27 protein-coding genes are annotated in these 25,854 nt (G+C 31.9%); 26 read left to right on the top strand and 1 reads right to left on the bottom strand.

Features of this window, described 5'->3' with window-relative positions; all coding sequences use genetic code 11:
• Positions 1–10 precede the first annotated feature (10 nt).
• The 20 genes from atpD to PTA89_RS03470 all read left to right on the top strand — a co-directional run bounded on the left by atpD (position 11) and on the right by PTA89_RS03470 (position 18,928).
• The gene (gene atpD / locus PTA89_RS03375; protein WP_003699945.1) at positions 11–1,417 is read left to right on the top strand and encodes a F0F1 ATP synthase subunit beta; all 1,407 of its coding nucleotides are present in this window, start codon (positions 11–13) and stop codon (positions 1,415–1,417) included.
• A 14-nt stretch (positions 1,418–1,431) separates the two neighbouring features.
• Positions 1,432–1,851, top strand: a complete 420-nt coding sequence (locus PTA89_RS03380) for a F0F1 ATP synthase subunit epsilon (protein WP_003699947.1) — start codon at positions 1,432–1,434, stop codon at positions 1,849–1,851.
• Positions 1,852–1,951: 100 nt separating this feature from the next.
• The gene (locus tag PTA89_RS03385; protein WP_003699948.1) at positions 1,952–2,218 is read left to right on the top strand and encodes a DUF1146 family protein; all 267 of its coding nucleotides are present in this window, start codon (positions 1,952–1,954) and stop codon (positions 2,216–2,218) included.
• 19 nt (positions 2,219–2,237) lie between these two features.
• A complete protein-coding gene (murA, locus tag PTA89_RS03390) occupies positions 2,238–3,563 on the top strand; it encodes a UDP-N-acetylglucosamine 1-carboxyvinyltransferase (RefSeq protein ID WP_324177385.1) in 1,326 nt (441 codons plus the stop codon).
• A 157-nt stretch (positions 3,564–3,720) separates the two neighbouring features.
• A complete protein-coding gene (gene mreB, locus PTA89_RS03395) occupies positions 3,721–4,707 on the top strand; it encodes a rod shape-determining protein (RefSeq protein ID WP_003701754.1) in 987 nt (328 codons plus the stop codon).
• Complete coding sequence (yidD, locus tag PTA89_RS03400; RefSeq protein WP_283604514.1) at positions 4,682–4,945, top strand: membrane protein insertion efficiency factor YidD; 264 nt, start codon at positions 4,682–4,684, stop codon at positions 4,943–4,945. The genes mreB and yidD overlap by 26 nt, the downstream gene beginning before the upstream one ends.
• A gap of 11 nt (positions 4,946–4,956) precedes the next feature.
• A complete protein-coding gene (locus PTA89_RS03405) occupies positions 4,957–5,178 on the top strand; it encodes a DUF2969 domain-containing protein (RefSeq protein WP_003699952.1) in 222 nt (73 codons plus the stop codon).
• 71 nt (positions 5,179–5,249) lie between these two features.
• Entirely contained in the window at positions 5,250–6,452 is a 1,203-nt protein-coding gene (locus tag PTA89_RS03410; protein ID WP_003699953.1) for an FtsW/RodA/SpoVE family cell cycle protein, read from the top strand.
• A gap of 24 nt (positions 6,453–6,476) precedes the next feature.
• Positions 6,477–6,830: a Spx/MgsR family RNA polymerase-binding regulatory protein gene (locus PTA89_RS03415; RefSeq protein WP_003701717.1), complete on the top strand. Its 354-nt coding sequence runs from the start codon at positions 6,477–6,479 to the stop codon at positions 6,828–6,830.
• A gap of 155 nt (positions 6,831–6,985) precedes the next feature.
• Positions 6,986–7,840 carry a phosphotransferase gene (locus tag PTA89_RS03420; RefSeq protein ID WP_034998106.1) on the top strand — a complete coding sequence of 285 codons (855 nt, stop codon included), beginning with the start codon at positions 6,986–6,988 and terminating at the stop codon, positions 7,838–7,840.
• Between the two features lie 121 nt (positions 7,841–7,961).
• The gene (gmk, locus tag PTA89_RS03425) at positions 7,962–8,579 is read left to right on the top strand and encodes a guanylate kinase (RefSeq protein WP_003699957.1); all 618 of its coding nucleotides are present in this window, start codon (positions 7,962–7,964) and stop codon (positions 8,577–8,579) included.
• A gap of 1 nt (position 8,580) precedes the next feature.
• Entirely contained in the window at positions 8,581–8,778 is a 198-nt protein-coding gene (gene rpoZ, locus PTA89_RS03430; protein WP_003699958.1) for a DNA-directed RNA polymerase subunit omega, read from the top strand.
• Between the two features lie 144 nt (positions 8,779–8,922).
• Positions 8,923–10,122: a bifunctional phosphopantothenoylcysteine decarboxylase/phosphopantothenate--cysteine ligase CoaBC gene (coaBC, locus tag PTA89_RS03435; protein ID WP_113896125.1), complete on the top strand. Its 1,200-nt coding sequence runs from the start codon at positions 8,923–8,925 to the stop codon at positions 10,120–10,122.
• A 6-nt stretch (positions 10,123–10,128) separates the two neighbouring features.
• Positions 10,129–12,549, top strand: a complete 2,421-nt coding sequence (gene priA, locus PTA89_RS03440; protein ID WP_324177456.1) for a primosomal protein N' — start codon at positions 10,129–10,131, stop codon at positions 12,547–12,549.
• A 17-nt stretch (positions 12,550–12,566) separates the two neighbouring features.
• On the top strand, positions 12,567–13,523 hold the full coding sequence (fmt, locus tag PTA89_RS03445; protein WP_003705980.1) for a methionyl-tRNA formyltransferase: 957 nt from the start codon (positions 12,567–12,569) through the stop codon (positions 13,521–13,523).
• A complete protein-coding gene (gene rsmB, locus PTA89_RS03450) occupies positions 13,513–14,850 on the top strand; it encodes a 16S rRNA (cytosine(967)-C(5))-methyltransferase RsmB (RefSeq protein ID WP_003705982.1) in 1,338 nt (445 codons plus the stop codon). The genes fmt and rsmB overlap by 11 nt, the downstream gene beginning before the upstream one ends.
• 12 nt (positions 14,851–14,862) lie before the next feature.
• Positions 14,863–15,606: a Stp1/IreP family PP2C-type Ser/Thr phosphatase gene (locus PTA89_RS03455; protein WP_003705984.1), complete on the top strand. Its 744-nt coding sequence runs from the start codon at positions 14,863–14,865 to the stop codon at positions 15,604–15,606.
• A complete protein-coding gene (pknB, locus tag PTA89_RS03460; protein WP_193524184.1) occupies positions 15,606–17,309 on the top strand; it encodes a Stk1 family PASTA domain-containing Ser/Thr kinase in 1,704 nt (567 codons plus the stop codon). Before PTA89_RS03455 ends, pknB begins: the two co-directional genes overlap by 1 nt.
• 45 nt (positions 17,310–17,354) lie before the next feature.
• Positions 17,355–18,269 carry a ribosome small subunit-dependent GTPase A gene (gene rsgA / locus PTA89_RS03465; protein WP_034982533.1) on the top strand — a complete coding sequence of 305 codons (915 nt, stop codon included), beginning with the start codon at positions 17,355–17,357 and terminating at the stop codon, positions 18,267–18,269.
• Positions 18,266–18,928 (top strand): thiamine diphosphokinase, encoded by a 663-nt coding sequence (locus tag PTA89_RS03470; RefSeq protein ID WP_003709940.1) that lies wholly within the window; start codon positions 18,266–18,268, stop codon positions 18,926–18,928. Before rsgA ends, PTA89_RS03470 begins: the two co-directional genes overlap by 4 nt.
• A 71-nt stretch (positions 18,929–18,999) precedes the next feature.
• On the opposite strand, the gene rpmB is transcribed toward PTA89_RS03470, so the two are convergent.
• The gene (gene rpmB, locus PTA89_RS03475; RefSeq protein WP_003694225.1) at positions 19,000–19,185 is read right to left on the bottom strand and encodes a 50S ribosomal protein L28; all 186 of its coding nucleotides are present in this window, start codon (positions 19,183–19,185) and stop codon (positions 19,000–19,002) included.
• Positions 19,186–19,449: 264 nt separating this feature from the next.
• Between rpmB and PTA89_RS03480 the strand changes: the two genes are divergently transcribed.
• The 6 genes from PTA89_RS03480 to rnc all read left to right on the top strand — a co-directional run bounded on the left by PTA89_RS03480 (position 19,450) and on the right by rnc (position 25,851).
• Positions 19,450–19,812, top strand: coding sequence for an Asp23/Gls24 family envelope stress response protein (locus PTA89_RS03480; protein WP_003701710.1), 363 nt, complete (start codon positions 19,450–19,452; stop codon positions 19,810–19,812).
• A gap of 42 nt (positions 19,813–19,854) precedes the next feature.
• Complete coding sequence (locus tag PTA89_RS03485) at positions 19,855–21,555, top strand: DAK2 domain-containing protein (protein WP_069469439.1); 1,701 nt, start codon at positions 19,855–19,857, stop codon at positions 21,553–21,555.
• A gap of 74 nt (positions 21,556–21,629) precedes the next feature.
• Positions 21,630–23,666 carry an ATP-dependent DNA helicase RecG gene (gene recG, locus PTA89_RS03490; RefSeq protein ID WP_268857631.1) on the top strand — a complete coding sequence of 679 codons (2,037 nt, stop codon included), beginning with the start codon at positions 21,630–21,632 and terminating at the stop codon, positions 23,664–23,666.
• Positions 23,667–23,678: 12 nt separating this feature from the next.
• Positions 23,679–24,680: a phosphate acyltransferase PlsX gene (gene plsX, locus PTA89_RS03495; RefSeq protein ID WP_081540694.1), complete on the top strand. Its 1,002-nt coding sequence runs from the start codon at positions 23,679–23,681 to the stop codon at positions 24,678–24,680.
• A gap of 76 nt (positions 24,681–24,756) precedes the next feature.
• Positions 24,757–24,999, top strand: a complete 243-nt coding sequence (acpP, locus tag PTA89_RS03500) for an acyl carrier protein (protein WP_003699980.1) — start codon at positions 24,757–24,759, stop codon at positions 24,997–24,999.
• A gap of 153 nt (positions 25,000–25,152) precedes the next feature.
• The gene (rnc, locus tag PTA89_RS03505; protein WP_003699981.1) at positions 25,153–25,851 is read left to right on the top strand and encodes a ribonuclease III; all 699 of its coding nucleotides are present in this window, start codon (positions 25,153–25,155) and stop codon (positions 25,849–25,851) included.
• The last annotated feature ends 3 nt before the right edge of the window (positions 25,852–25,854 follow it).

Below are 25,854 nucleotides of genomic sequence, written 5' to 3' on the forward strand. Positions count from 1 at the left end.
GAATAAACTAATGAGTTCTGGTAAAGTAGTTCAAGTTATCGGACCCGTTGTTGATGTTCAATTTCCTCTAAGTGAATCATTACCAGATATTGACGATGCTTTGAAAGTGAAACGTGAAGACGGTACAGAATTAGTTATCGAAGTTGCACTTGAGCTTGGTGACGGTATTATGCGTACTGTTGCTATGGACTCCACTGATGGTTTAAAGCGTGGAGCTGAAGTTGAAGGTACAGGGGCATCTATTAGTGTTCCTGTTGGTAAAGATACACTTGGACGTGTATTTAACGTTTTAGGAAATACCATTGATAATGGGCCTGAATTTGATGAGGATCATCCACGTAATCCTATTCATCGTGATGCTCCTAAATATGATCAATTGAGTACAGGGATTGAAATCCTTGAAACAGGTATAAAAGTTATTGACCTTTTAGCACCTTATATTAAAGGTGGTAAAATTGGTTTGTTCGGTGGTGCCGGTGTTGGTAAGACTGTTTTGATTCAAGAGTTAATTCATAATATTGCTCAAGAACATAACGGTATTTCAGTATTTACTGGTGTTGGTGAACGTACTCGTGAAGGTAACGATTTATACTTTGAAATGAAAGAATCTGGCGTTTTGGAAAAAACAGCCATGGTATTCGGACAAATGAATGAGCCACCTGGAGCCCGTATGCGTGTGGCTCTTACAGGGTTAACATTAGCTGAATATTTCCGTGATGTTGAAGGTCAAGATGTGTTATTATTTATTGATAACATTTTCCGCTTCACACAAGCTGGTTCTGAAGTTTCAGCTTTGTTGGGACGTATACCTTCTGCCGTTGGTTATCAACCAACACTTGCAACTGAAATGGGTCAATTACAAGAACGTATTACTTCTACTAAGAAAGGTTCTGTAACTTCTATTCAAGCTGTTTATGTTCCAGCTGATGACTATACTGACCCTGCACCTGCAACAACATTTGCTCACTTGGATGCTACAACTAACTTGGAACGTTCTTTAACACAACAAGGTATTTATCCAGCTGTGGATCCATTAGCATCTACTTCAAGTGCTTTAACACCTGAAATTGTTGGTGAAGAACATTATGAGGTTGCTACAGAAGTGCAACATGTATTACAACGTTATCGTGAATTACAAGATATCATTTCTATTTTAGGTATGGATGAATTATCTGATGAAGAAAAGATTATTGTTGCACGTGCACGTCGTATACAATTCTTCTTATCACAAAATTTCCATGTTGCTGAACAATTTACAGGTAACCCTGGTTCTTATGTTCCTGTTGAAGAAACAGTAAAAGGATTTAAAGAAATTTTAGAAGGTAAGTATGATAATCTTCCTGAAGAAGCCTTCAGATTAGTTGGTGGAATCGAAGATGTAGTTGAAAAAGCTAAGAAACTTGCTGGCAATAATTAAGGAGGTAACGTCTGATGGATGAAAAATCTATATTGACGATAAATGTCGTTACTCCTGATGGAAGTGTTTATGAAAATACTACGGATTTAGTTATTTGTAAAACTACTGTAGGTGAAATAGGTATAATGCCTAATCACTTACCATTGCTGGCTTCTTTAGCTATTGATGAAGTTCGAGTAAAAGTTGATGATGAAAATTTTGATGAAATTGCTGTTAGTGGCGGATTTGTGGAATTTTCAGACAATACTTTATCTGTTGTTGCTTCAGCTGCCGAAAGAAAAGAAACTATTGATGTTTCTCGTGCGGAACGTGCTAAGCAACGTGCTGAAAAGCGTATTGAAGAAGCTAAGAACGAAAATAATGACATTGATTTACGTAGAGCTGAAGTTTCCCTACGTAGAGCTATAAATCGATTGAACATTTCAAAACACTAATCATAATAGAAAGACAGTATTTTTTGGATACTGTCTTTTTTTATGTAGAAAAATTTAAAATTTTATAAAAATCATGACTTAATTTATAAATTATGCTATTATGAGTTCGATTAGTTTAGAAAGGAATAATATTAATATGTATTTAGGATTAATGGCAGTAGTTACAATTATTAGTCATTTTTTCTTCATAACACTCGTTTTTATAAGTTTTCAGGGATTAAGACTAGATTATTTTTTTAGTAAGGAAAAACAAGGAAAATTCCGATTAGCACTTGTACTTTTTTCTGTAGCTATCGGGTATTTAGCAAGTGAATTCTTCTTAAGTTTTATCGATAGTATTCGCAATTTGCTATTTTTAATTAAGTAATGCAGAGTGAGGAATTGTAATGGAAAAAATTGTAGTTCGTGGTGGAAATAAGTTAGAAGGAGAAGTAGAAATTGAAGGAGCTAAAAATGCAGTTCTTCCTATCTTAGCTGCAGCAATCTTGCCCAGCGAAGGAAGAACGATTCTAACTAATGTTCCAATGCTATCTGATGTATATACTATGAATAATGTAATCAGATTTTTAAACGTTAAGGTTGGCTTTGATGAAAATGAAAAATCAGTTGAAATAGACGCAACTGGTAAATTATCATATGATGCACCATTCAAGTATGTTTCTAAAATGAGAGCATCAATTGTTGTGTTAGGACCATTATTAGCACGATTAGGCAAAGCTAGAGTAGCAATGCCTGGAGGATGTGCTATAGGTTCTCGTCCAATAGACTTACATTTAAAAGGATTAGAATTGTTAGGAGCTAAAATTGAGCAACATAATGGTTACATAGATGCACATACCGATGGAAGATTGGTGGGAGCAAATATTTATTTAGATTTTCCAAGTGTTGGTGCTACTCAAAATATTATGATGGCTGCTACTCTAGCTAAGGGCACAACTATTATTGAAAATGTTGCAAGAGAGCCAGAAATTGTAGATTTAGCTAATGTTTTAAATAAGATGGGAGCTAAAGTTTACGGAGCGGGTACTGAAAAAATCAAAATTATAGGTGTAGAAAGTTTACACGGAACTGAACATGCTATTATTCAAGATAGAATAGAAGCTGGAACATTTATGGTTGCTAGTGCTTTAACCCAAGGAAATGTTTTAATTAAAGAAGCAATTGCAGAACATAATATCCCATTGATTTCTAAACTAGAGGAAATGGGTGTAAAAGTTATCGAAGAAAATGAAGGCATTCGAATAATAGGACCTGAAAAATTGAAACCAACTACAGTTAAAACTTTACCTCATCCGGGTTTTCCTACGGATATGCAACCACAAATTTCAATTTTGCAACTAGCTGCTGAGGGAACAAGTATTTTAACTGAAACTGTGTTTGAAAATAGATTCATGCATTTAGAAGAATTAAGAAGAATGAATGCTGATTTTAAAGCAGAAGGGAATTCGGTAGTTCTTCATGGGCCAACTGATTTCAATGGTGCCGAGGTAGCTGCTACTGATTTAAGAGCTGCAGCTGCGTTAGTTTTGGCAGGATTAGTTGCGAAAAATATTACTCAAGTTACTAATCTAAAGTATCTTGACAGAGGATATTATCATTTCCATCAAAAATTAGCTTCTTTAGGTGCTGATATTAAGAGAATTGATGATATTACTGATAGATCATTTGAAATAAAAAAGGAAAAATTAAAAAACGTCAATAACTTACAATAACTAAGTTCTTAATCCGTTAAATCAAATAAGATGGTTTAACGGTATTTTAGTGTTTTTAAATAGGAATTAAAATTAAAATTTAATCTTGTCTATGGTATAATAAGCTAGATATATTATTAATTTGATAAATAAAATTTAGTAAAAGGAGATTTCTCTTATGGTGAAGGATATAGGTATCGACTTGGGTACTGCTAATGTTTTAATAAATGTTAAAGGTAGAGGTATTGTCCTTAATGAGCCATCAGTTGTTGCTATAGATACTAAGAGTGGCAGGGTTCTTTCTGTTGGATCTGAAGCATATCAAATGGTTGGTAGAACACCTAGTAATATTCGTGCAATTCGTCCTTTAAAAGATGGAGTAATTGCTGATTTTGATATGACTGAGCAAATGTTGTCCTACTTTATAAAAAAATTAAACGTTAAAGGTTTCATGTCTCGTCCTAACATTTTAATTTGTTGTCCTACTAACACTACAGATATTGAAAGAAAAGCAATTAGACAAGCAGCAGAAAAATCTGGTGGTGGTAGTAAGGTATACTTGGAAGAAGAACCTAAAGTTGCAGCAATTGGTGCAGGTTTAGATGTTTTCCAACCACATGGAAATATGGTAATTGATATCGGTGGTGGGACTAGTGATATAGCAGTACTATCACTAGGAGATATTGTTGTAAGTCGTTCATTACGTGCAGCTGGAGATAAATTAAATAGTGATATCGCAAATTACGTAAGAAATAAACATAACTTAATTATAGGTGAAAGAACTGCTGAAAAAGTAAAAATGGAAATAGGTTCTGTACTAAAAGGACACAGAGATGAAACATTTAGTGTACGTGGTAGAAATGTAGTTGATGGATTACCTAAGACTATTACGATGACTTCTGATGAAACGGAAGAAGCAATGCATGATACGATGCAAGCTATGATTTCTGCTGCTAAGGATCTATTAAGTACGACTCCTCCAGAATTAGCTTCAGATATCATTGATAGAGGAATTGTTATTACTGGTGGTGGTGCGTTGTTAGATGGAATAGACATGTTGTTCTCAGAGCATTTGAAGGTACCAGTTATGATTTCAGAAACTCCATTGGATGATGTTGCTTTAGGAACAGGAAAATTACTTGACCATATTGAAAAATCAAATTAATAAGGGAATAATATTCTTAATAATATGTTATCAAAAGTATATTTCTCCTATGTTTCCACCAACGTGTAGATATTATCCAACTTGTTCTAACTACGCAATAGATGCAATAAAAAAGCATGGTGTTGTTAAAGGAATTATAATGGGGATTTTTAGGATTTTGAGATGTAATCCATTTGTAGAGGGTGGAGTAGATGTTGTTCCGGAGAAGTTTACAATTTTTAGAAATGATGATAAGTAGGAGGATTTTTTGTGTCGAAACGAGAAAAGAATATTGAAATACTTGAAGTCGAAAAAATTGTTGATAATAATACAATTACAGAACTAACTACTAAGGATCAAGAAGTGATCGGTAGAATTTTGCAAGATGGGAAAAGATATATTGCAGAATTGAAAAATGGTGAAACTTTTAGAGTCAGTTCACAAGCTGAAGCAATGGAAATTTTATTAAGAGAATATCATTTGCATAGATAATAAGCTACGAACAGTAAAAGTTAATAGTGTACCAATATAACTAATTTGTTAGACAAAGGAGAAGGATAGTAGTGCAGGATAGACAGTCGCGAGAACGTCGTGAAGAAGAAGACGCACGAATAGATTGGGGAATCATTCTATCTGTTATGGTTCTTGCAATAATAGGAATGCTTTCAATTTATGTTGCTGCAAGTCATGACACTAGTACAATGAGTGTACCAAGAACACTTATTTCTCAAGCTATGTGGTATGCAATAGGGATAGGTGCAATTATATTTATTATGCAGTTTGATGCTGAACAATTGTGGAAAGTAGCTCCTATTGCGTATGGTTTAGGTATTACTTTGTTAGTTTTGGTTTTGATTTTTTATAGTAGAGCTTATGCTTTAAAGACTGGGGCTAAGAGTTGGTTAGCTTTTGGACCTTTGACTTTTCAACCGTCTGAAGTGATGAAACCTGCCTATATTTTAATGTTAGGTAGGGTGGTTGCACAGCATAATGCAGAGTTTTATGAGCATACTATTAAAACAGATTGGAATTTGATAGGAAAGTTGGCTCTATGGACATTACCGGTTGCTGTATTGTTGAAATTACAAAATGACTTCGGTACAATGTTAGTTTTCTTTGCTATTCTTAGTGGTGTGATTTTAGTTTCAGGTGTTTCTTGGAAGATACTAGCACCTCTTTTTGGAGGTGCTGCTTTCTTAGGAACCGCTGGTATTTTATTAGCTGTTTATGGGAGAAATTTATTAATGGCAATAGGTTTTAAAGCTTATCAATTTGCTAGAATTGAAGCTTGGTTAAACCCATCTGCATCCACTACGGGTAATAGTTATCAATTATGGCAAAGTATGAAAGCTATTGGATCAGGACAGTTATTTGGTACTGGATTTAATCATTCTAATGTATATGTTCCTGTTAGAGAATCGGATATGATATTTTCTGTTATAGGTGAAAATTTTGGATTCATTGGTGGATGCATTTTGATTTTTATATATCTATTACTTATTTTCCAAATGATTCAGGTTACCTTTGATACTAGAAATGAATTTTATGCGTATATTTCTACAGGTGTTATTATGATGATCTTATTCCACGTTTTTGAAAATATTGGTATGAGTATTGGATTATTACCATTAACAGGTATTCCTCTACCATTTATAAGCCAAGGTGGATCTGCTTTAATTGCAAACATGATAGGTATAGGATTAATAATGTCCATGAGATACCATAATAAGAGCTATATGTTTAGCAGCAGTAAGGAATTTCGTTAATACATACTGAGGTGAGAATAAATTATGTTAAAGGTTTATTGTTATAAAAAATGTAGTACATGTAAAAAAGCAATTAAATGGCTAGATAATCATAGTATTGATTATAAATATTATGAGATTACTGAAGAAAGACCTCAGGAAGATTTATTCAAATTATGGTTACAAGATACAGAAAAAAAGGCAACATATTTCTTTAATACTAGTGGTAACTTATATAGAACAATGAATCTAAAAGATAAATTGAAGGAGTTATCAATTGAAGAAAAAGCAAAATTGTTAGCTGACAACGGAATGTTAATCAAAAGACCTTTAGTAATAAAAGACGATGGTAGTGTGCTTTGCGGCTTTAAAGAAGAAAAGTACAAAGAATTTTTATAAAAAGTAATTCTAAAATTGAAAATTCGAACTATAATTTATTAATCTAATAATTATGGTTCGAATTTTTTTATTAGATTAATATGATAATTTACTTGTGGTGCAATCTAATTTTTAATACAATAATGACAGAAGGAAATTATGGGGAGGTAGGCACGATGGATGGAATAGATTTTTTGATAGAATTTTTAAATGATTATTATAAGGCAAAATTAAAAAATATTCATGATATTGCTGGTAATGTCCATTTATCTGGATATAGTGAATTATATAAAAAAGACTTATTTGTTAAGATTTTTAGTAATAAAGATATGTTTTACGCTGAACAACATGTAAATCAAGTATATTATCCTGAGATTTATCTAGATAGTGTGATTTTTGAAGATAATTATGTAGTAGTTCTTAAGGATAGACAATTAGAGGATACGGATAAGAAAAAAATCTCTAAAGAACAAGCTTATTTATATGGTAATTTATTAGCAGATTTCCATAATAAATTAACAGGAAATGTATCTGTTTATGAAGATAAAAGTTCATTAGGTGAACAAATAGATACTTTAGTAAAAACGCTGCAAAACACAGAATATATAGATGATATTAATGATGTAAATAAAATTATTAAAGAACGTCTTGAAAAAGCACAATTGGAGTATGAATTATTACCAAGAGTAGTGTTGCATGGTGACTTTAGTATTAGAAATATAAAAAAATATCAAGATCAAGTAATATTAATTGATTTCGAACGTTCTCGTATTGGAGTAGCATATCAAGATTTTGTGAAGTTCTTTTTTAATGAAGTAAAAGATTTAGATTTAAGAAATGCTTTCTTGAAGGGCTATAGAGAAAATAGACCATTTGAAATTCCTAGTGAAACTCTTCAAAGTGTATTATTATTTAAAACAGCATTAGAGATATTGAATTTTCATCTATCACATCCTGAGAAAAAATTTGGGAGAATGGCTGATGATATGTTAGTAGCTATTAAGGAAGATAAGAGTTTTTTAGAATTGTAATACGGCTACTTTATGACTGGTAATTTATATATTAATAAAAATTTGATAAGTTTACTTGCATTTATAATTAAGATAGTGCATTATTAATTTTAGTACATATTAAATAGGAGTTTTTTAATTCATGGCTAAAAGAGGTATGTTGATTGTTCTTTCTGGCCCTTCAGGTGTTGGAAAAGGAACTGTCAGAAAAGAGATATTTTCACAACCAGGTAATAAGTTTCATTATTCTGTTTCTATGACAACAAGAGAAATGCGTCCTGGAGAAGTAAACGGTAAAGATTACTATTTTGTATCAAAGGAAGAATTTGAACAAGAAATTGCTGCTGGACAAATGCTAGAGTATGCACAATACGTAGATAATTATTATGGTACTCCATTGAAGTATGTTAATGAGATGCTTGATAGTGGTAAGGATGTATTTTTAGAGATTGAAGTTAAAGGTGCTATGCAAGTTAGAGAAAAGGCTCCGGATGGCTTATTTATTTTCCTTACACCACCAGATTTGATGGAGTTGAGACAGCGCATTATTAATCGAGGTACTGATGATATTGATACTATTAATAAACGTATGAAAAAAGCAGTAGATGAGATAGAAATGATGCAAAATTATGATTATGCTGTTGTAAATGACGAAGTTGAGAAGGCAGCCGAAAAAATTAAAACAATAATTAGAGCAGAACGCTGGAGAGTAAAGCGTTTCTTGCCAGACTATCGAAAACAGTTAGGAGAGTTGAATTAAAATGATTTTATACCCATCAGTAGATGATTTATTAGAACAAGTTGATTCTAGATATTCTTTAATTATGTTAGCTGCTAAGCGTGCACACGATTTAGATGCTGGTTCCCCAGAATTATTATCCAATTATGAATCACCAAAAAATATTGGACATGCATTAGAAGAAATAGCTGCTGGTAAAGTTAAAATTAAGGAAGACTAATTATATATAATTAGTAGCTATATTAAAGCCGTAGAGATTGTTCTCCACGGCTTTTTTATAATGAAATTGTATGTCACTTGGTATAATATAGTATATGAGATTTATTCTATGATATTGATAGAAATTTGAAGGGATGAAGTCTTTATGGAGAGAAAAAATATTGCTGTATTTTTAACAGGTGGAATTGCTGTTTATAAAGCAGCAAATGTTGTTAGAGGCTTAATTAAAAAAGGATTTAAAGTAAAAGTAGCTATGAGCGAAGCTTCTCAAAAATTTATAACTCCATATACATTCCAAGCTTTAACACATGAAGAAGTCTATACTGATTTATTTGAGATAACAGATGATAACCCAATACCACATATTGAATTAGCTGATTGGGCTGATTTTGCTTTGATTATACCAGCTACAGCAAACATAATAGCAAAAATGGCTAATGGTATAGCTGATGATTTTATTACTACGACACTATTAGCAATAGATATGCCGAAATTTGTTGTTCCAGCGATGAATGAGAAAATGTTATTGAACAATGCTACCAAAAGAAATATGCAAACTTTGATAAATGATGGTGTAAAAATAATGTCTCCAGATACAGGTATGTTAGCTGAAGGATATACTGGTAAGGGAAGATTGCCTAAAGAAGAAGAGATCATTGAGTGGATTATTAATAAAATAAATTTAAAGAAAGATTTAGTTGGTAAAAAAGTCGTTATTTCTGCTGGAAGTACAATCGAACCAATTGATCCTGTCAGGTATATATCTAACTATTCGAGTGGAAAAATGGGCTACGCTTTAGCGGAAGCAGCATTCGAACGTGGAGCAAGCGTTACATTAGTAAGTGGTCCTACTAATTTATTGGCAACCCCAGGTGTAAAAATCAACAGAATTAAAACAACTAAAGAATTAGAAAGAAAAATGAATGAAGAATTTAAAACTGCTGATATTGCAATAATGGCAGCAGCTGTTTCTGACTATCATGTTGCTAAAGTAGCAAATAACAAGATTAAAAAGACTGGAGAAAAGTTAACATTAGAATTGGTACAAAATCCTGATATTTTAAAAGGACTGGGCTCAGTTAAGGAAAAACAAATATTAGTAGGATTTGCTGCTGAGACGAATAATTTATATGAAAATGCTCAAAATAAGTTACTTTCCAAACATGCGGACATGATTGTTGGAAATGACGTATCTAGAAAAGATATAGGATTTGGAAATGATGATAATGAAGTAACACTATTTACTTTGAAAAATAGTCCTATTAAGTTACCTAAGACTAATAAAAAAGAATTAAGTCATAAAATTTTGGATGTAATTGTTGAAAAACTTATGTCTAAGGAGTGATTTAAAATTTTAAAAAATTTTGCTGAAGTTATTGTAGATGTACCTACAATGCAAACTAATAAACCATTTACTTATAAAATACCTGAAAATTTGCAGGGACAACTAGAAAAAGGAATGAGGGTAGTAGTTCCCTTTGGAAAGGGAAACAGATTGATTCAGGGATTTATTATAAATTTTAAGTCTAGTAGTGAAAATATAGATAATATAAAAGAAATTGATAGTGTATTAGATTTAGAACCTATATTGAATGAAGAAATGTTGGAAATTGCAGATTGGTTGTCAAAGTATACTTTTTCATTCAAAATTAGGTGCCTTCAAGTAATGCTTCCAAGTATTATGAAAGCTAAATATGAGCGAAAGTTTACTTATATTGGAGAGCAAGATGAAAAAGTTAAAGAGCTATTTTCAGGTAAATCTGATTTATTAGATAGTGATAAAAAATTAAATTCTAGTACGATAAATAAATTATTACAGTTAAGAAAGCAAGGAAAAATAAAAGTAGACTACATTGTAAAAAATAAGGCTAAAGCAAAGTTAGTCTCAGTGGTTAAGACAAAATTATCTTTACAAGAGTATGAGAATGAGTTAGGAAGTATTTCCCCTAATGCCAGCAAACAAAAAAAGTTACTAAATACATTAAAAGAGTTTCCTGTGGGGTCAAAAATACGGCAAAGTGAATTGAGGGAAAAATACAATTTTACTAATGCTGATATAAAAAATGCTAGTGAAAAAGGATGGATAGATGTAGTAAAAGTTGAAAAATATCGCGATCCATTTGCTAACTATAAGAGTTATTATGAAAAAAAGCATAAGCTTACACAAGAACAAAGTAAAGTTGTGAAAAAATTAGATAATGATATCGAAAACGATAAAGCGCGAGTATCTTTGCTTCAAGGGGTAACAGGAAGTGGAAAAACAGAGGTATATTTACAAGTAATAGATACTGCTCTTAATCAAGGGAAAACAGCTATTGTATTGGTTCCTGAAATATCGTTAACACCGCAAATGGTAAAAAGATTTAGAGCTAGGTTTGGCACCAAAGTTGCAGTTTTGCATAGTGGGCTTTCTATAGGAGAAAAATACGATGAATGGAGAAGAATAGAGAGAGAAGAAGCACAGGTAGTTGTAGGAGCGCGATCTGCTATTTTTGCTCCTTTGAAAAATTTAGGAGTCATAATAGTGGATGAGGAACATGAATCTAGTTACAAGCAAGATGAAATGCCTAGATATAATGCAAAAGATGTTGCTAAATGGCGTGGAATATACCACTCATGTCCTGTTATTTTCGGGAGTGCAACCCCATCACTAGAGTCTAGAGCTAGGGCACAAAAGGGAGTATATGATTGGCTAAGATTAACTAAAAGAGTTAACGATCAAAAGCTACCTAAAGTACAAATTGTTGATATGAGAGAGGCAGTAAAAACCTCTCCAATTCCAGATTTTTCTCTTAAAATGGTTAATTCAATTCAGGAAAAACTAGATAAAAAGGAACAAATAGTGCTTCTATTAAATCGTAGAGGGTATTCGACGTTTATGATGTGTAGAGAGTGTGGTTATGTAATAAAGTGTCCTAACTGTGATATTTCTTTGACAGTTCATTTAGATAGCAGATCTTTAAAGTGTCATTATTGTGGATATGAAGCGAGAATACCATATGAATGTCCTAGTTGTAGTAGCAAAAAAATAAGATATTATGGTACTGGGACACAAAAAATTGAAAAAGAGCTAAAAGGTCTATTTCCACAAGCTCGAATTTTGAGAATGGATGTAGATACAACTAGAAAAAAAGGAGCACATGAGAAACTATTAAGAACATTTGGAGATGGGAAGGCTGATATTTTACTTGGAACGCAAATGATAGCTAAAGGACTAGATTTTCCAAATGTAACTTTTGTTGGAGTTTTAAATGCAGATACATCGCTTGGAATATCGGATTTTAGAGCAAGTGAGAGAACTTTTCAACTTTTAACACAAGTTAGTGGACGTGCTGGACGTGCTGATAAAGATGGAGAGGTTATTATTCAAACTTTTAATCCTGATCATTATGCTATAAAACTAGCTCAGAATCACGATTATGAAAATTTTTTCTATAAAGAAATGAAACTTAGACATAATTTAAATTATCCACCGTATTACTATACATTAAAGATAACAGTAAGTTCTAATTCAGAGTCATTGACGGCTAGAACTATTTTTAAAATAAATAATGAAGTAAGGATGAATGTCTCTAAAGGAACTATTATATTGGGTCCGACTCCACAGACGGTTACTAAAATAAATAATCGTTATTATTATCAAATTGTTATTAAATATAAAAAAGAAACAAAATTAATTAACTATTTACAAGATTTGCTTCTTTCAAGTCAAATAATTGAAAGAGAAGGTATACAAATTGTGATAGATAGAGAACCATTGAAATTTAATTAAGTTAAGGACGTGATATTATGACAAATATTGTATTTATGGGAACACCAACTTTTGCTGCACCAATTTTAGAAGGAATTATTGAAAATGGTTATAATGTTTTAGCTGTGGTCACACAACCTGATAGACCTGTTGGAAGAAAGAGAGTACTACATGCCTCACCTGTAAAAGAAGTTGCTTTGAAATACGGTATAAAAGTATTTCAACCAGTAAAATTAAGTGGCAGTGATGAAATGCAGGAAATAATAGACTTACAACCAGATTTAATAGTAACAGCAGCATACGGTCAATTTTTGCCAACAAAATTAATTGAAAGTGCAAAAATTGCTGCAATTAATGTTCATGGATCATTATTGCCTAAATATAGAGGCGGTGCTCCTGTACAATATTCAATTATGAATGGTGATGATAAGACAGGTGTAACTATTATTTATATGGTTAAGAAAATGGATGCTGGGGATATGCTAGCTCAAGCTGAATTAAAAATAGAATCTACAGATGATACTGGAACTATTTTTGAAAAAATGAGTATTTTAGGAAGAGATGTGCTTCTAGAAACATTACCTAAAATTATTTCTGGTAATGTTGAAGCTGTAAAACAAGATGAAAATAAAGTTGTTTTTTCACCTAATATCAAACCAGAAGAAGAAATTTTACACTTAAATTTAGAAGCTAAAGAAATTGATTGGAAGACGAGAGCATTACGCCCAGCACCTGGAGCTTATTTTAAAAATTTCAAAGGAAAGAGAACGAAGTTATGGAGTATTAAACCACTTGAAGAAAAAACAGAATTCGCTCCAGGATATGTTGTGAATGTTGATAAGCATGAGTTAAAAGTATCTGCATATAATGGGACTGTTTATTCAATTATTGAATTACAACCGGCAGGTAAACAAAAAATGGATATAACTTCATATTTAAATGGAGTTGGACAAGGATTAAAAATTGGACAAAGGATAATTGAAGATGAAGAATAAGACAGTTAGATTACTAGCAGTTGAATTACTAACTAGAGTTGAAAGTCAAGGTACATATTCAAATCTAGCATTAAATAAAGTGATAGAAGAAAATAACCTTTCTGTTAAAGATACAAAATTATTAACAACAATTGTTTATGGAGTAATACAACATAAGTTAACTTTAGAATATTGGTTAGAACCATTTATTAAGAAGGCAAATAGGTTACAATTATGGGTTAAGGAATTATTATTAGTATCATTGTATCAAATGGTTTATTTAGATAAAATTCCAGACCGAGCTGTATTTAATGAATCTATTGAAATAGCAAAAATCAAGGGACATACCGGTATTAGAAAATTTGTTACAGGTGTGCTGCATTCAATCAGAAGAAATGGTTTGAGAGAAGTTAATGAAATTGATAACGATATTACAAGGTTGAGTATAGGGACTAGTACCCCTGAGTGGCTAGTGGAAGAATTAATTAAGGAATTAGGAATTACTAAAGTCGAGTCGATATTAGATACAATAAATACTTCTCCAAAGCATAGTGTAAGAATCAATACTCATAAAGTTAACAAGCAAATTTTAGTAAATGAACTAAAGAATGATGGCTATACGATTAGAGAAAGTGAAGTTACACCAGATGCTTTAATAGTAGATGGGGGTTTCTTACCAAAGAGTTCAGAATTTCGAAATGGAAAGATGATAATTCAAGATGAAAGTGCAATGTTAGCTGTTGAAAGTATGGATATTCAAGAAGATGATATAGTTCTAGATGCTTGTGCTGCTCCTGGTGGTAAAACAACACAAATAGCTGAAAAATTAATGACAGGTGAAGGCAAAGTTTGGGCTTTAGATATTCACAAACATAAGGTGAAATTGATAGAGGAAAATGCTAATAAATTAGGATTAATATCTAAAGTATCAGCTAAACAATTAGATGCGAGAAAGGCGATAACAGAATTTGATTCGGAAAAATTTGATAAAATTTTAGTAGATGCACCTTGTTCTGGATTAGGCTTAATGAGAAGAAAACCAGAAGTAAAATATGAAAAAAAGTTGGCTGACTCATATAGTCTACATGATATTCAAGTTAATATTTTAGAAAAAATAGCACCTTTATTAAAAAAAGGTGGATACTTGACTTATAGTACATGTACAATTTTAAATATTGAAAATCAAAAAGTTATTGATGATTTTCTTAAAAAGCATCCAGAGTTTGTTCAAGAAAAGACTTATACAAAAAATAAATTAAAAGATGAAAGAGATACACTTTCTTTAACCATATATCCAGATGATTACATGTCGGATGGTTTCTTTATAGCAACGCTACGTAAAAAATAGGAGTTGATGAGTATGGAGATTGCATATTTAAGTGATTTAGGAAAAATGAGAAAAAATAATGAAGACTATGTTGGAAAATTTGTCAATAAAGCTGGAGCAGTAATGGTAATTGTGGCTGATGGATTAGGTGGCCATAACGGGGGAGAAGTAGCTTCAGAAATGGCAGTATCCCATCTAGGCTATTACTTTAGTGAAACAAGTTTTTTTTCTATTTCTCAAGCAAGTACTTGGCTTTCTAAAAAAGTAGATGAGGAAAATAGTTTAATTTTAAAAAATTCTCTTCACTATAAAGATTTACGTGGTATGGGAACAACATTAGTAGTAGCTATCATATTTGAACAAGAATTTTTACTAGCACATATAGGTGACAGTAGGGGATATATTTTAGAAAAAGGAAATCTTACTAGGGTTACAGAAGATCATTCTCTAGTCAATGAATTAATAAAGGAGGGTGAATTAAGTCCAGAAGAGGCTGAGCATCATCCTAAAAAGAATATCATCACACGATCTTTAGGAATATCGGAAAATTCAGAATTAGATGAAGAATTTTTTCAAATTACTAAAAATAGCATTTTGATGTTATGTACAGATGGCTTAACTAATATGGTTGAAGATACGAAGTTAGAACGTTTATTAAATATATCTGAATCTTTACCTGATAAATGTCAAAGATTGGTTGATGAGGCTAATAGAGCAGGAGGAAATGATAATATTTCTGTATTACTTGTGTCGTTTGATGAAGAGGTGAAATATTAATGGGACCAGGATACGTTTTGAATGGACGTTATAAGATTCGACGTGTTCTAGGTGAAGGTGGAATGGCTAATGTTTATTTAGCTGATGATTTAATTTTAAATCGACCAGTTACGGTGAAAGTTTTAAGACTAGATTTACAAAATGATCCTGCTTCTTTGAGAAGATTTCATAGAGAAGCGATGGCATTAACAGAATTAACTAATCCTAATATAGTTAACATTTATGACATTGATCAAACAGATGATGGTATGCAGTATCTAGTTATGGAATATGTAGATGGTATGGATTTAAAAGTATACATAAAGAAAAATCATAAACTTCCATACGAACGTGTAATAGAAATTATGGAACAAATCTTATCGGCTGTAGAGGATGCGCATGCACACAATATAATTCATAGAGATTTAAAGCCGAAAAATATTTTAATTGATAAGAATGGGACAGTTAAGATTACTGATTTTGGAATTGCTGTTGCAGTTGCGGAATTTACAATGACTCAGACTAATACATTAGTTGGTTCAGTACATTATATTTCACCTGAACAAGCAAGAGGAAGTATGGTAACTAAGCAATCCGATATTTATTCTTTAGGAATAATTTTGTTTGAAATGTTAACTGGTGAAGTTCCGTACCAAGGAGAGACAGCTATCTCTGTAGCTTTAAAGCATTATCGTAATGATATGCCATCTGTTCGTAATTATGATAATAATATTCCACAATCCCTAGAGAATGTCATATTGCATGCGACTGCTAAAAATTTAAATGACCGATATAAAACAGTGGCAGAAATGGCGGATGATTTAAGAACAGTTTTAGATGAAGATAGAAAAAACGAAAAAGTATGGAGACCGCAAAATTTTGTTGATGAAGAAACAAAGATATTACCTCAAATAAAAGACAGTTTTATTGACGAAAATTTAGATGAAACTAAAACTTTGATTCTCTCAGAAGATGCTATAAAGAAGAACGAAGAAACTACTAAGACTAGAGAGAAAAAACAAAAGTGGAGCAGAAAAAAAAGAGGTATTACAGTTGGGGCAATAATATTAGCTTTAATCGTTATTTCGGTTGTGATTTTTGCTTTAATTACAACTCCCAAAGTAATTACTATGCCAGATTTAAGAGGAATGACTCAAACGCAGGCTGAAAGCATTCTTGATAACAAGAAATTAGAAATAGGTAAAGTTACGGAAAAATATTCAAATTTATATAATTATGGCCAAATAGTTAGTACTAATCCTAAGCAGGGATCAAATGTACGGCAAAAAACATCGGTAGGTTTGGTAATATCTAAGGGACCAGATAAGAAACCATTTGGCGATTATCGCGGACAAAATTATGATGATGTTAAAGAGAGACTTGAAAATCAAGGTGTACATGTTTATAAGAAATTGAAGTATACTGATGATGTTACTAAAGATTCAATAACATCTCAAAGTTTAAAGCCAAGCGCTGCTGTTGTTATGAGTCAAACAACCGTTACATTTACAGTTAGTAAAGGTCCCGTTCATTTTAGGTTAAAAATGTTTAGTGGGATGAATAAATCTCAAATTGAAAGTTACGCTAAGCAACAGAATATAGATGTAGTTTTTCAGTACGAGGCATCTGATAAGTTTAAAAGTGGTGAAGTTGTGAGACAAGGTCCAGCACCCAATGCTATTGTTGAGAGAGGATCACAAGTAATTGTTGTGTTAGCTAAATAATAAAGTGAGGAAATATAGGATGTATTTCTCTACTTTTTTATATTAATGAGAAAGGAAGTAGGATATTTTTTGACGACAAAAGGGCGCATAAAGCAATCACTAAGTGGGTATTATGATGTTTTAGTAGAAGATAAAGAGTATAGAACAAGAGCAAGAGGAAATTTTAGGAAAAAGAAAATGACACCAGTAGTTGGTGATTGGGTAGACTTTAAAATTGACGACAATGGTGATGGATATATATTAAAAATTTATCCTCGTAAGAATCAGTTGGTGAGACCGCCTATAGCTAACATAGATACAGCTATTGTTGTTTCGGCGTGTGTAGAGCCAGATTTTTCTCCAAATTTATTAGACAGACAGTTAGTAATGTTAGAAAGTAATAATGTAAGACCAGTTTTATTTTTTTCAAAAGCAGATTTGTTAAACCAAGAACAAAGAGAAAAATTTGAATCTTACTTTAATTATTATAGTAAGTATTATTCATGCTATATTTCATTTGAAAATGAAAACAGACAAAATGTATTAAATAATTTGATGAGTGATTTAACTAATGAAATAGTGGTTGTGATGGGACAAACTGGAGCAGGTAAGTCTACTTTACTTAATGATTTAAAGCCAGATTTAAGTTTAGAAACAGGTAAGATTTCTAAAGCATTAAGTAGAGGAAAACATACGACAAGAAAGGTAACTTTATTAGATATTAATGGTGTAATGATTGCTGATACACCAGGATTCTCATCATTTGAGTTATTAAATATAACAAAAGATACATTACCATTAATGTATCCAGATTTTGTTAAATATCAAGATAACTGTAAATTTAGAGGATGCTTACATTTAAAAGAACCTAAATGTGCTGTTAAAGATGCAGTAAACAAGGGTGAAATTTTGGAAAATAGATACATTAATTATGTACAGTTTCAAGATATGTTAGCTAATAAAAAGGTTAGGTATAAATGATGGACAATGAAATGACAATAAACATTTTGGTTGGTGGACCACGTGAAGAATTACCTGAAAATTTTTGGAAAAACAGTTTTAGTGAAGATCATTGGATAGGAGCGGATAAAGGTGCAGTAGATTTGGTTAAACATCACCAATCCTTACTATTTGCAGTTGGAGACTTTGATTCTTCTAGTGAAGAAGAGATAGAATTAGTGAAGGAAAATGTACCTGAATTAATAACTTTTAAACCAGAAAAAGACTACACCGACACTGAATTATCTGTAAAGTTAGCAATAGATAAATATCACCCCCAAAAAATTACTATCTATGGAGCTACAGGTGGAAGAATAGATCACTTATTGGCTAATATAATGTTTGTTTTAAAGCCAGAATTTAGATTTTATGCAGACAAAATAAAAATTATTGATAGAAGAAATATTATAAATTTCTTTTTGCCAGGTAAGTATACTATAAATAAAGAGGAAAACTTTGATTACTTGGCATTCATACCATTAGAAGAAATTAAAGATTTAAATTTATATGATGAAAAATATAAATTGAATAATGCTAACTATGCTTACCCCATTGCATTAGCAAGTAATGAATTTGTAGGGGATAAAGCTAGCTTTAGTTTTAAAAGTGGACTACTTTGTGTTATTCAAAGTAAAGATTAAAAGTAAAAGGTCATAATGCTTCAATTCGAAACATTATGACCTTTGTTTTTTAGTATATTACTTGTTATCTATTAGACACGAGTAACCTTGCCAGACTTCAAAGCACGAGTTGAAACCCAAACTTTCTTAGGCTTACCATCAACTAAAATACGAACTTTTTGCAAGTTTGGCTTCCAGCTACGATTTGTTTGGTTCAAAGCGTGAGAACGTTTCTTACCAAAAGTTGTCTTACGACCTGTAACAAAATCTTTTGCCATTGCTATATATCCTCCATTTCAATCTCAAATAAAGCAAAAAATGCTTATCCACTAAATAAAATTATCATAGATAGAGAATGATTGCAACATTTTTTTGTAAAGTTAATTTACTTTACACCTTTATTTGAATAAAATGACTTCAAAATAGATAATTTTTTGATAATCAGATAAAATATTCTGGTTTAAAGATGATTTTAATTGTATCATAAATATGATAGAATAATTATTTGTATGAATGCCAATCAGTTAAGGAGGCTATATATTATGGCTGTAAAAATTCAAAACCAATTAGGTAATATTGATATTTCCAATGATGTTATTGCAACAGTTGTTGGTGGAGCTGCTACTGAAATTTTCGGTATTGTTGGCATGGCTAGTAAGAATCAAATTCGTGATAATTTAAATGAAATTTTACGTCGTGATAACTATTCCAAGGGTGTAGTTGTTCGCCAACAAGAAGATGGAGTAGCTATTGACGTTTATATTATTGCAGGTTATGGTACAAAAATTTCTGAAGTATGTCGTAATGTACAAAGTAAAGTAAAATATAACTTAGAATCTATGCTTGGAGTTAAAGCTGAGTCGGTTAACGTCATTGTACAAGGTGTACGTGTTATTGGAGATTAAATATATTTTGGAATCTAGACTGCCAAGGAGGATAATTTTAATTTGAAAGTCGCTAAGATTACTGAGTCAGAGTTCCGAAAAATGGTACTGACAAGTTCTAATAAGTTAAATAAAAATGCTGAATTTATTAATTCATTAAACGTTTTTCCAGTTCCTGATGGTGATACAGGAACCAATATGAGTTTATCCCTAGCTAGTGGATATAAATATGTTTCAGAATCAACATCTACTAAGGTAGGGGACCTAGGAGTAGCTTTAGCTAAAGGTTTGTTGATGGGTGCTAGAGGTAATTCAGGTGTTATTTTATCTCAAATTTTCCGTGGTTTTAGCAAGAGTATGGCTAAAAAAGAAAATTTAACAGCTCAAGATTTAGCAGATGCAATTACAAGTGGAGTTGAGACTGCATATAAAGCAGTTATGAAACCAACTGAAGGAACTATTTTAACAGTTGCTCGTAAAGCTGCTGAAGCTGCTAGAAATACAGTAAAAAATACAGATGATTGTGTTGAAGTTATGGAAGCAACTTATGAAGCTGCTAAGCAAGCATTGGCAACAACTCCAGAACTTTTACCGGTTTTAAAAGAAGTAGGTGTAGTGGATTCTGGTGGTCAAGGGCTAACATTTGTATATGAAGGTTTCTATGAAGCTTTATCAGGAAATATTACCGATGATGAGCATGTACCTAATGTAGAAGAAATGGACGAAATGGTAAATGCTGAACATCATAAGAGTGTCCAAAGTCAGTTACATACAGAGGATATTAAATATGGTTACTGTACTGAAATAATGGTAAAGTTAGGTGCAGGGCGCTTAGTAGACCAAGAATTTGAGTACGATAAATTTAGAAATCATTTGGCTGAAATTGGAGACTCTTTACTAGTAATTGCGGATGATGAAGTTGTTAAGGTTCATGTACATACTGAACATCCAGGCAAAGTTTTATCCTACGGCCAAGAATTCGGTTCTTTAATCAAGGTTAAAGTTGACAACATGCGATTACAACATGAAACTATTCTTGAAAAAGATGAAGATAATAATAAAGATGATGTAGAAGCTAAGAAGTTAGCTGATGCTAGAAAGAATGCTGGCGATTATGGAATATTAACAGTTGTTTCTGGAAAAGGATTGAAAGACTTATTTATTAGTTTAGGTGCAACAGATATCTTAGATGGTGGTCAAACAATGAACCCAAGTACACAAGATTTTGTTGATATTATCTCTGCTAGTTCAGCTAAGAAATTCATTATTTTCCCTAACAACAAAAATATATTCCTAGCTGCTAAGCAAGCAACTGAATTAGTAGATATTCCTGTTAAGGTTGTACAATCTAGATCTGTTTTGGAGGGATTGTCAGGAATATTTGCATTCAATCCGGATATGGATCTTGAAGATAACGTAACAGATATGGAAGAAAATATATCTTCTGTGAAATCTGGTCAAGTAACGATCGCAGTTAGAGATACAACTCTAAATGGTAAGGAAATTAAAAAGGACGATTATATGGGAATTGTGGATGGAGATATTACAGTTACTGCTAGTGATTCTAAAACTGCTGCAATTTCAATGGTAGAATCAATGCTTGATGATGATAGTGAAGTTGTAACTATCATTTATGGTGAAGATGGTAATGAAGCTGAAGCTAAAGAAATTGAGCAGGCAATTCTTGACATCGATGATGACTTAGAAGTAGAGATCCACGAAGGAGATCAACCTGTTTATCCTTATCTAATTTCTGTTGAGTAAAATATTTTATTATTTTAAAGGAGTGGGAGATATGAGTTCTTTTGCTCCTTTTTAAGTAGATTTTAAAAGGGGTGATGTTGGTGAATTTGGGTGATTCAGTCGGAGTTTTACGAGGTGTTGGTCCTAAGAAAATACAGGCTCTTAATAAATTAGGAGTTAATACGATTGAAGATTTATTGACATTCTATCCTTTTAGATATAATGATATTGCGGTCAAAAATTTAGAAGAGATAAATAGTCAAGAAAAAGTTACACTAAAAGGAATAGTGGCATCTGAACCTGTTTTAGTAAGATTTGGTAAAAAAAAGAGTAGGTTAAATTTTAAGTTATTAATTAATCATGACGTGATTGGTGTAACGTTTTTTAATCAACCATGGATATCAAAACAGGTAACTACAGGACAAGAGCTAGCTGTATATGGCAAATATGATGCTTTGAGGCAAAGTTTATCTGGCATAAAGATAATCTCTAGAAAGACTAATGATTTTGTGGGAGTATATCGTTCGTCTAAAGATATCAAGGAAAGTGTAGTTAAGCAATTAGTAAAACAAGCATATGATGAATATAATTCCTACATTAGAGATGTTGTTCCTGAAAGCATTCGTATAAAATATCATTTAGAGAATAGAAAGCAAATGATTCATGATATGCATTTTCCTTCGACGAAAAAGGAGGCAGATTTGGCTAGAAGAAGTGCAATATTTGATGAATTTTTTAGTTTTGAAGCTGGTCTTCAACTTTTAAAAAGGGATAATCATAAAAATATGGGGTTGAGGATTAAGTATAATAATGAAAAATTGAAAGAGTTCATTAAAGGATTGCCTTTTGAATTAACGAAAGCACAAAAAAGAGTAGTAAATGAAATTTGTGCAGATATGTTAAGTTCAAATCATATGAATAGATTGCTACAAGGTGATGTTGGATCCGGTAAGACTATTATTGCTGCAATTGCTATGTATGCTACAGTAACTGCAGGTTTTCAAGCAGTATTAATGGCTCCGACGGAAATATTAGCTCAGCAACACGCAGAAAAATTAGCTAATTTATTTGAGCAATATGGGATAAGTGTAGCTTTAATGACAAGTTCTTCATTGAGCAGAGTAAAAGTTAAGAGAGAATTATTAAAGCATTTAAAAAATGGTGATATTGATATTGTCATTGGAACACATGCTGTTATCCAAGATAATATTGAATTTCACAATTTAGGATTAGCTATTACTGATGAACAACACAGATTTGGTGTTAATCAGAGAAGAATTTTAAGGAAAAAAGGAGTTAATCCTGAAATTTTAGCTATGACTGCTACTCCTATCCCTCGTACATTAGCAATCACTACGTACGGTGAGATGGATGTGTCTATAATAGATGAACTTCCAAAAGGGAGACAACCTGTTAAAACAAGCTGGGTTAAGAAGAAACAAGTAAAAAATGTATTTGAATTTGTTAAAAGGCAGCTCGAATTAGGAACACAAGCCTATATTATTTCCCCTTTAGTAGAAGAATCTGAATTATTAGATTTACAAAATGCAGAAGAAGTTTTTGAGAAGGCAAAAGAATACTTTGGTTCTGAAAAAGTAGCATTATTACATGGAAAGATGGATGCTAATGAAAAAGAACAGGCCATGCAAGCTTTTAAAAATAAGGAGGTTTCCATCCTTGTTTCTACGACTGTTATTGAGGTAGGGGTAGATGTTCCTAATGCTACTGTAATGATCATTTTGGATGCAGATAGATTTGGTCTAGCCCAATTACACCAACTTCGTGGAAGGGTAGGACGTGGTAGTAAGGAATCATATTGTATTTTAGTGGCAGATCCTAAGAGTGAGTATGGTAAAGAACGTATGAAAATAATGACGGAAACTAATGATGGATTCTTAATTTCGCAAAAAGATTTAGAATTGCGAGGTCCTGGTGAAGTTCTAGGGAAAAAGCAGTCAGGTTTACCTGAATTTAAAGTGGGGGATCCAGTAGTAAATTTGAATATATTACAAGTTGCTCAAGAGGAAGCTCATAATGTTGTTTTTAGTCCTAATTTTGAAACAAAGGAAGAGAATTTTGAATTAATCAAGCATTTGAATAGACAGTTTACCCAAGAGGAAATTATTGATTAGGAGATGGTAAAGATGAAAAAAATTGCTGTTGACGCTATGGGTGGAGATTTTGCACCACAAAGTGTAGTTGAGGGTGTAGAAAAGGCGAGAAATAAATATCCGGATCTCAGATTTATGTTATTTGGTGATGAACAGAAGATAAGAAAAATTCTGACAAGTGATAAAAATATTGAAATTATCCAAACTACTGAAGTTATTGACATGAATGATGAGCCAGTTAAAGCAATTAGAAGAAAAAAAGATTCTTCTTTAGTTAGAGCAGCATATGCTGTAAAAGAAGGAAAGGCTGATGCATTATTTTCTTGTGGAAATACAGGAGCATTATTAGCGGCTGGTTTATTAATTGTTGGTAGAATAAAAGGGATTGCTCGTCCAGGATTACTGTCAACTCTACCAGTATTAACTAAAGAAGGTGGAGCATTTAATCTTTTGGATAGTGGAGCTAATGCTGATAATAAGCCAGAACAGCTATATCAATATGCTTTATTGGGAAAATATTATGCTGAAAGTGTTAGAAATATTAAAAATCCAAGAATAGGTTTGTTAAATAATGGAACTGAGCCACACAAGGGAAGTAAATTAACACTTGAAGCACATAATTTAATAGCAGCTGATAGTAGTATTAATTTTGTTGGTAATGTAGAATCAAAGGATATTTTGAAAGGTGTTTGCGATGTAGTAGTAGCAGATGGCTTTACTGGTAATGCAGTCTTGAAGGCTATAGAAGGTACAGCCGGTACAGCTATGCATCTCTTAAAAGATACTATAATGTCAGCTGGTCTACTAGGAAAAATTGGTGGTTTATTATTAAAACCAAGTATTATGAAGATTCGTAATAAAATGAGTGCATCTCAATATGGTGGTGCAGTATTATTGGGAGCTAAGGCCCCAGTTGTAAAGGCTCATGGTGCATCAGATGCAGAAACAGTATATTATACAGTTAAACAAATCAATGATATGCTAGAAAATGATATGTTATCGAAATTTACAGATTATTTTAACAAGAATGTATAATTCTAAACTAAGCTAGACATTTAATAGTAAAATTAGTAAACTACAAGTAGTAAAAAATTTGAAAGAAGGCAAATTTATGTCAGAAAAAGAGATATTTGAAAAAATTTCTGAGATTATTGAGGATAGATTTGAAATAAAAGCAGATGAAATTACAGAAAATTTAAATTTTCAAGAAGATTTAGATGCAGATTCAATTGATATCGTGGAATTTGTCCTTGAATTGGAAGATGTATTTGGTGCAGAAATTCCAGATGAGGATGCTGAAAATATTCATACTGTTGGTGATGCTGTTAAATATATATATAGTCATCAAGGATAATTTAAGATGGAAGCTGGCACATATAGCCGGCTTTTTTGGTATAATAAATAAGTCATAGTTGTTTTGAATTTTTTATTCTCCACTGTATAATGATTGATTACTTTATATAACGGAAAATATGAAATTTATTAATTTTATTAAGGAGAGGTATTAATGATTGAAGGATTACAAGAAATGTTAAAAAGAGATTTTGACATCACTTTTAAAGATGTAGACTTATTGGATGCGGCATTTACTCATGCATCGTATGTAAATGAAACTCCAGAAAGAAAGAAAAAGTTAAAATATTATGAAAGAATAGAATTTTTGGGTGATGCTGTAATGCAGTTATGCGTGTCCGAATATATTTATGAACATTATCCAGAAATGCCTGAAGGAAAAATGTCAAGACTAAGGGCGGCTATGGTAAGAGCTGATAGTTTTAGTAAATTTGCTATTGAATGCCATTTTAATGAGTATATTAGATTAGGTAAAGGTGAAGAAAAAGGAAATGCTCGTCAGCGTCCAAGTTTGTTATGTGATATTTTTGAATCATTTATAGGTGCTTTATATTTAGATCAAGGAAAAGATGAAGTTGTAAGATTTATTTCTAAGGTTATTTTTCCAAAATTAGAATTGGGTTGGTTTGACCATATGATGGATAATAAGACTGAATTACAGGAAGTCTTGCAACAAAACGGGGAATGTAAAATTAAATATAATGAAGTTAATGTTACAGGTCCGGATAATGAACGTGTCTATACAATGAATGTAGTTGTTAATAATGAAGTCATGGGCGAAGGTACTGGACGTACTAAAAAAGCTGCCGAACAGATGGCAGCATATCAAGCTTTAAAGAAACTCAGAAAGTAGGAG

Source organism: Ligilactobacillus salivarius (genome assembly GCF_035231985.1).
GTDB lineage: Bacteria > Bacillota > Bacilli > Lactobacillales > Lactobacillaceae > Ligilactobacillus > Ligilactobacillus salivarius.

Excerpts from the sequence above, each read along its gene's own strand:
- atpD (WP_003699945.1), top strand. The coding sequence starts at position 11 with ATGAGTTCTGGTAAAGTAGTTCAAGTTATCGGACCCGTTGTTGATGTT.
- PTA89_RS03380 (WP_003699947.1), top strand. The coding sequence starts at position 1,432 with ATGGATGAAAAATCTATATTGACGATAAATGTCGTTACTCCTGATGGA.
- PTA89_RS03385 (WP_003699948.1), top strand. The coding sequence starts at position 1,952 with ATGAGTTCGATTAGTTTAGAAAGGAATAATATTAATATGTATTTAGGA.
- murA (WP_324177385.1), top strand. The coding sequence starts at position 2,238 with ATGGAAAAAATTGTAGTTCGTGGTGGAAATAAGTTAGAAGGAGAAGTA.
- mreB (WP_003701754.1), top strand. The coding sequence starts at position 3,721 with ATGGTGAAGGATATAGGTATCGACTTGGGTACTGCTAATGTTTTAATA.
- PTA89_RS03415 (WP_003701717.1), top strand. The coding sequence starts at position 6,477 with ATGTTAAAGGTTTATTGTTATAAAAAATGTAGTACATGTAAAAAAGCA.
- PTA89_RS03420 (WP_034998106.1), top strand. The coding sequence starts at position 6,986 with ATGGATGGAATAGATTTTTTGATAGAATTTTTAAATGATTATTATAAG.
- gmk (WP_003699957.1), top strand. The coding sequence starts at position 7,962 with ATGGCTAAAAGAGGTATGTTGATTGTTCTTTCTGGCCCTTCAGGTGTT.
- rpoZ (WP_003699958.1), top strand. The coding sequence starts at position 8,581 with ATGATTTTATACCCATCAGTAGATGATTTATTAGAACAAGTTGATTCT.
- coaBC (WP_113896125.1), top strand. The coding sequence starts at position 8,923 with ATGGAGAGAAAAAATATTGCTGTATTTTTAACAGGTGGAATTGCTGTT.
- fmt (WP_003705980.1), top strand. The coding sequence starts at position 12,567 with ATGACAAATATTGTATTTATGGGAACACCAACTTTTGCTGCACCAATT.
- rsmB (WP_003705982.1), top strand. The coding sequence starts at position 13,513 with ATGAAGAATAAGACAGTTAGATTACTAGCAGTTGAATTACTAACTAGA.
- PTA89_RS03455 (WP_003705984.1), top strand. The coding sequence starts at position 14,863 with ATGGAGATTGCATATTTAAGTGATTTAGGAAAAATGAGAAAAAATAAT.
- pknB (WP_193524184.1), top strand. The coding sequence starts at position 15,606 with ATGGGACCAGGATACGTTTTGAATGGACGTTATAAGATTCGACGTGTT.
- rsgA (WP_034982533.1), top strand. The coding sequence starts at position 17,355 with ATGAGAAAGGAAGTAGGATATTTTTTGACGACAAAAGGGCGCATAAAG.
- PTA89_RS03470 (WP_003709940.1), top strand. The coding sequence starts at position 18,266 with ATGATGGACAATGAAATGACAATAAACATTTTGGTTGGTGGACCACGT.
- rpmB (WP_003694225.1), bottom strand. The coding sequence starts at position 19,185 with ATGGCAAAAGATTTTGTTACAGGTCGTAAGACAACTTTTGGTAAGAAA.
- PTA89_RS03480 (WP_003701710.1), top strand. The coding sequence starts at position 19,450 with ATGGCTGTAAAAATTCAAAACCAATTAGGTAATATTGATATTTCCAAT.
- recG (WP_268857631.1), top strand. The coding sequence starts at position 21,630 with ATGTTGGTGAATTTGGGTGATTCAGTCGGAGTTTTACGAGGTGTTGGT.
- plsX (WP_081540694.1), top strand. The coding sequence starts at position 23,679 with ATGAAAAAAATTGCTGTTGACGCTATGGGTGGAGATTTTGCACCACAA.
- acpP (WP_003699980.1), top strand. The coding sequence starts at position 24,757 with ATGTCAGAAAAAGAGATATTTGAAAAAATTTCTGAGATTATTGAGGAT.
- rnc (WP_003699981.1), top strand. The coding sequence starts at position 25,153 with ATGATTGAAGGATTACAAGAAATGTTAAAAAGAGATTTTGACATCACT.